We start from the raw sequence: 5,153 nt of genomic DNA on the forward strand, positions 1-5,153 counted from the left end.
GGATCAAAGGAATATCGGTAGGTCTTTCGGCAACGTATCCGCCCGCTTTAGTAATGGCTTCCATCTTGCTTTTAGCGGAACCACGGCCACGCTCAACAATGTTGGAAGCGTGGGAGAAACGTTGCCCTTCCGGAGCCCAAGCACCGGCAACATAGATAACAAAGGGCTTGGTGAATTTTCCTGCAGCAATAACTTCTGCACACTCTTCTTCTTGGGAACCGCCAATTTCGGCATAAACTGCCACGCCATGAGTATCCGGGTCTTCTTCAAAGAAGGGTAGCAGGTCAGCCATAGAAGTACCAAGGACCGGTTCGGTACCGGTATGAACTACAGTACTTACTCCAAAACCGCCTTCGCGAAGTACCCAGGGAATAGTTCCGGATTGGCCGCCACTGCGTGAGAACACGCCAATATTCCCTTTTTGGAAAAACTTATTGGCCCACTCCACATTACCGCCAAGCCAACCCACAACAGCTTCTCCCGGAGTAATAATGCCAATGGAACCCGGTCCAATCAATCTTGAACCTTTGGTTTTAGCATAGGCAATCATTTCCATAATATCATGAATAGGTGTTCCTTCAACGCAAGGAATAATGTTTTTAACTCCTGCATCAGCGGCTTCCATAACAGCAGTCTTTAAGCCGCTTCCCGGTACGAAGATAACGCTAAAATCGACTTCCCCTTGTTCACGGACGATTTCCTTAACAGTATTAAATACCGGAACACCGTGAACTTCTTGCCCGGCTTTGCCGGGGCTGGTTCCACCGATCAGCTTAGTACCATAGTCTTTCATATATTTTGTCCGCATGGAACCTTCCCGTCCGGTGATTCCTTGGACAATAACTTTGGTCTCTTTATTGATCAAAATGCCCATTCATATCCCTCATTTAAACAAATTGCTAGGTTTTCCTAGAATAACTTATTGTAAATGGTCTTCACAAAATCGATCCTTATTTTTATGCGCGCTTTGCGAGATACTCGTCAAGTCCGGCAACCGGCACTTCTATTTTAATGGCATCATTGCCGCGGAACTTACAAGCAAATTCGCAGGATAAACACTCGGTGCCAAGGCGTAGACGTTCGTCTTCTGAACGATGAGCTACGGAAGCTCTGCCTTTGTCATCGATTCCCAGCAATCCTCTCGCATACTTTTTGCACGCGTCAGCACATGCTTTGGTTTCGCATGTATCACATTTACTGGTATCGATTGTGATTTTACAACTTTTCTCAGCGAATTCCAGCATGTTATTCCCTACTTTCCTTGAGCTTCTTTCTCAGCCCGATATTCTTTACTTAGGGCTAAGAGTCTTTCACCGATGAACTTCGTATCGGTTACATATTCCTTGCCGTAAATCTCAATTCGTTTTCCCGGGCCATCAGCTGTCATAAGATCAGCCAATCCCGTTCTGAGAATTTCCAGAGATTCATCTTCCCTGTTACCACAAAGGAGGAGTACACAGGGTAGTCCCGGCTTCTGAGTTGGAAGTATCTCACGAAGTACTTTAACAATAGCATGTGCATGGTGCCATTGTTCCTGGTTTGCCATCATGAAGCCACCGAGCAAGTACCCGTCAATATTTGGCTGAGATAAAACAGATTTGGCAACACGGTAAATTTTCGAGGCTACAGGGTTACCGCTGGTATCCGCATAGTTAGCAGGCTTTAGACCCACTTGATTCAGGGCATCTAGTCCCATCATGGCAGAGCCGCCACCGATTGGGTGGTAACCGATATAGCCGGGGCTAACTTCATCGTAGCCCATGTTCATTAAGAATCCTGTGCCACGGGCATCGGTCTCTTCAATGCTCCAACCGATGTAGTCAAGCTCTGTAGGCTCTCCCGGCAAGTCACGAGCAATATCGAAACCGAATTCCGGGTGACGTCCAACGGAGCTGTTGTCGATTTCCATTTTGCAGTCGGCACAGATCAGACTGCCATCTCCGGTCATAACGAAAGGATTAATTTCCAGGGTCATGCAATCATATTTTTTATAAGTTTGGGATAGCTTGGTTAAGAATTTGGCGAACTTCGTTAATTCCTCAGGAGCAATACCGGCTTTAGCAGCCAGATCTACCGCATCGTAAGTTTGTAAGCCGTTGATTGGGTCTACAAAGATCTTGAGCAATTTTTCCTCAGGAACGCTTTCAATGTCCATACCGCCCTCGACGCTGAACATGAGCATTGGGGAACGAGCCTCTCTGGCCCCATTAACAACGAAGGAGCAATAGAATTCTCTCTTGATGTCAAGTTTTTCTTCTACAAGTACTTTACGCACCGGTAGACCTTTAACCGTTTTTGAGAGAATTTCCGCTGCAGCTGCTGCAGCTTCATCGGGAGTGTTAACCAGTTTAACAATCCCTGCTTTACCACGACCACCCGCTTGTACTTGACCTTTTACAGCTACAGGTCCACCAATCCATTCAGCAACTTCCTTGGCTTCTTCGGGGGTCGATGCCGGACGACCCTTGGGTACCGGCATTCCTGCTTTTGCAAGCCATTCTTTACCTTGATACTCTAGAAATCTTGCCATGCATAAATCCCTTCCATTATAGTTTTTTCTTTACTCCAGAGACATCTTTGCGATTGTTAAAGAAGTCCCTCACCCCTCCTTTGACTCAAACTTGAATCTTCGATTTAAGTGAGTTACGGACAGGTTGCCTAAACAAAGGAATTTGTTTTATTATGTGAAACTCAGTTTCATTTCCCTTTGTATATTACTATTATCTATGTAATTTCTCTTTTAGTCAATATATTTTGTTCATAAATTTGATAAGATCATCTATTGCAAAGATTAAGAATAATCACCCAATTCCCTTTTTAGGGAAAGCGCGGTCATTTCTATCCCGCGAACTAAAACATTGTTTTACCATTTAAAACACTATATATAGTTTCTATACTTATTCCTAAAATCCTGCCTGAATAAAAAATATTATACCCTCAGAAGGTCAGACCACCCCATCACATTTCTTTCCTTTAGCCGGCCGGATCCTTATGTTAGCTAAAACCGGATTTTACTATGGTATTAAGTCACTAAGGACAAAGTATTCATAATGGAACTTGCAAATTCATATGCTTAATCAGATACTTTATTATCCTTAACCAATCATCAGGTATCTTATTTCCAATAGGAGGTTATGCATGCGTCAAGTCCAGTATGATTTGGAAATTCTTTACGTCTATAAATTATATTATTTTTTCTCCTTATTAATCTTTTTTTTAGCTGTAAGTCTGATACTCAGCTGGCGATTCGGCCAGCCTGCCGGAACGATATCCTTTGCTCTCGGCTTTTTTCTCTCTTACCTTTTGATGATGCGCAAGCAAAGCTTCCCTCCCCCCGATAAAAAGCTAACTGCTCAAAAAATGGCAAAGGAAATTACTCAAGACTCCTCTCCACTTGCCATTTCACACTTTGCCAGCCAGCTGTACTTTTACTTCAATGAAACCAGACAAGCGATTACTTTACTGGAAAGATATCAAAACACCCAAGATCCCCTTCTTTGTGCAACTCTTGCCGACATACTCCTTAGGGAAGGCCGCCCACACCATGCACTGAAAGCCATAGGCAATAATCCGTATTTAGAAGTAGATCCGCTCTTACTCTTTATTCTAGGTCATATTTTTTTGAAAACGGACAATTTACAAGACGCTGTAAAAATCTATAAGCAAAGTCTCGCTTTAGCCCGAAAATCAGGTTTCCCCCGTAACGGAACAAATCGCTTAACCCAATTTCTGCTCACTCTAAGTTATACTGCCCATATTCATCATTCACTCGCAGATTGCTATGTATTATTGAAGGATTATCAAAAAGCAAAAAAACACTACATACTTGGAAATATCCGTTTCTTTGATATTTCTCTCTGGCGAAAAATTACTCCCCCCACTACCCATCCCGCATAATATTACAGAAAATCACCATATTTCATCATTCTTTATCTAATTAAGTAGGTATCATTTTCTCTTTTCCAACACATTTCACGGCATATATTATCTATAATATATACAAAGATTTCATACATATACAGATTTCAATAAAATCGTTTTCAATCCGGTAAAATATCATGTAAAAGGGCGGTGAAATGATAATGCTGTCATCTAGTGAAGACGTGCTAGCATTTATTCGCGAATTTGAGGTTTCTTGCCGGGAGATTTTAATCGCTCAAGGCACCAGTGAGCATGATTTAGATAATGCTTATCTTGAGCTGCAATGGAAATTTCTACATATGATCCTCAACAATAAAAGTACTTTATCCCATCGGTTGGCCAGAGGGACCAATCGTAACATGTCCTCTTCAATCGCTTAAACTTAAAGATTACAGTGCTAAAATCATGGCATTTTCGTCACAATTGGGGAACTTCACGCAATGGATACACTCTTTCCATACCTTATGGGGCATATCTTCTTTTTTTATTAAAGAAAACCCGCAGCGTTTAAAAAAGCCCGGTTGATAAGTTAAAGTAAAAACCTTAGGGCAGCCGATAATATGGGCATCCTCCAATAACGCTTCAACAAGGCTTCTTCCCAAGCCCCTTCCTTGATGTTCCTCTAACACAGCCAGAGCCCTTATCTCGGCTAGATCGTCCCAGATTATATGCAGGGCACCCGCAGCAATAATCTCGTCATTATCCTCTATGACCAGAAACTCTCTGAGACACTCATAAAGTGTATTTCGTGAGCGAGGAAGCATAAGGCCTTGATCAGCAAAGTGATTGATTAAGGACATCATGGCTTCTACATCGCTTAATTTTGCCCTTCTTAAGTTCATTGTAGTTACCTCCTTTCCTGAATAATTATACGACAACGTTTATAAATATAAAAGAACTTTTTCTTTTCTTTATTTTTACACTTAGGTTCATATTATAAATTCTCTTAAGGGGATTTCCGAAAATTTGCAGGAAAATAAATGTGGTTGGTTCCCTAGGACGATTTCCCAGGAACCGACCACATTTTATATTGCTATACCCGTTTCATTGCTATATCCATTTAATTCATGGATAATCATTCAGAACTTCTTCGCGGTAAGTATTGTTCCGACTAACCAATTCACTAAGACCGTCCTCTTGCCAGTTATTTGGCAAAACCCAGATCTGGTATCTTTCCGGATATTTCAACCAAGACATCCACAATCTAAGTTCTTCTTCCATTTCTTTTACGG

The 5,153-nt window shown here is 42.0% G+C and carries 6 protein-coding genes; 2 read left to right on the plus strand and 4 right to left on the minus strand.

The window, feature by feature from the left end; translation table 11 throughout:
- The 3 genes from AC1U9U_RS15360 to AC1U9U_RS15370 all read right to left on the minus strand — a co-directional run.
- On the minus strand, nucleotides 1-874 hold an 874-nt coding region (locus AC1U9U_RS15360), incomplete at its 3' end, for a succinate--CoA ligase subunit alpha (protein ID WP_479961429.1).
- A gap of 82 nt (nucleotides 875-956) precedes the next feature.
- A complete protein-coding gene (locus AC1U9U_RS15365) occupies nucleotides 957-1,244 on the minus strand; it encodes a hypothetical protein (RefSeq protein WP_479961430.1) in 288 nt (95 codons plus the stop codon).
- A gap of 8 nt (nucleotides 1,245-1,252) precedes the next feature.
- Entirely contained in the window at nucleotides 1,253-2,530 is a 1,278-nt protein-coding gene (locus AC1U9U_RS15370; RefSeq protein ID WP_479961431.1) for an ATP-grasp domain-containing protein, read from the minus strand.
- A 608-nt stretch (nucleotides 2,531-3,138) separates the two neighbouring features.
- On the opposite strand from AC1U9U_RS15370, the gene AC1U9U_RS15375 reads away from it, so the two are divergent.
- The gene (locus AC1U9U_RS15375; protein ID WP_479961432.1) at nucleotides 3,139-3,897 is read left to right on the plus strand and encodes a tetratricopeptide repeat protein; all 759 of its coding nucleotides are present in this window, start codon (nucleotides 3,139-3,141) and stop codon (nucleotides 3,895-3,897) included.
- A 206-nt stretch (nucleotides 3,898-4,103) separates the two neighbouring features.
- The gene (locus AC1U9U_RS15380; protein ID WP_479961433.1) at nucleotides 4,104-4,301 is read left to right on the plus strand and encodes a hypothetical protein; all 198 of its coding nucleotides are present in this window, start codon (nucleotides 4,104-4,106) and stop codon (nucleotides 4,299-4,301) included.
- Between the two features lie 9 nt (nucleotides 4,302-4,310).
- Here the strand turns inward: AC1U9U_RS15380 and AC1U9U_RS15385 are convergent, their stop codons facing one another.
- A complete protein-coding gene (locus AC1U9U_RS15385) occupies nucleotides 4,311-4,763 on the minus strand; it encodes an N-acetyltransferase (RefSeq protein ID WP_479961434.1) in 453 nt (150 codons plus the stop codon).
- Between the last annotated feature and the right edge of the window lie 390 nt (nucleotides 4,764-5,153).

This window comes from Desulfitobacterium sp. (assembly GCF_982384815.1).

Coding starts and splice junctions, on each gene's coding strand:
- AC1U9U_RS15365 (WP_479961430.1), bottom strand. CDS start 1,244: ATGCTGGAATTCGCTGAGAAAAGTTGTAAAATCACAATCGATACCAGT.
- AC1U9U_RS15385 (WP_479961434.1), bottom strand. CDS start 4,763: ATGAACTTAAGAAGGGCAAAATTAAGCGATGTAGAAGCCATGATGTCC.
- AC1U9U_RS15375 (WP_479961432.1), top strand. CDS start 3,139: ATGCGTCAAGTCCAGTATGATTTGGAAATTCTTTACGTCTATAAATTA.
- AC1U9U_RS15370 (WP_479961431.1), bottom strand. CDS start 2,530: ATGGCAAGATTTCTAGAGTATCAAGGTAAAGAATGGCTTGCAAAAGCA.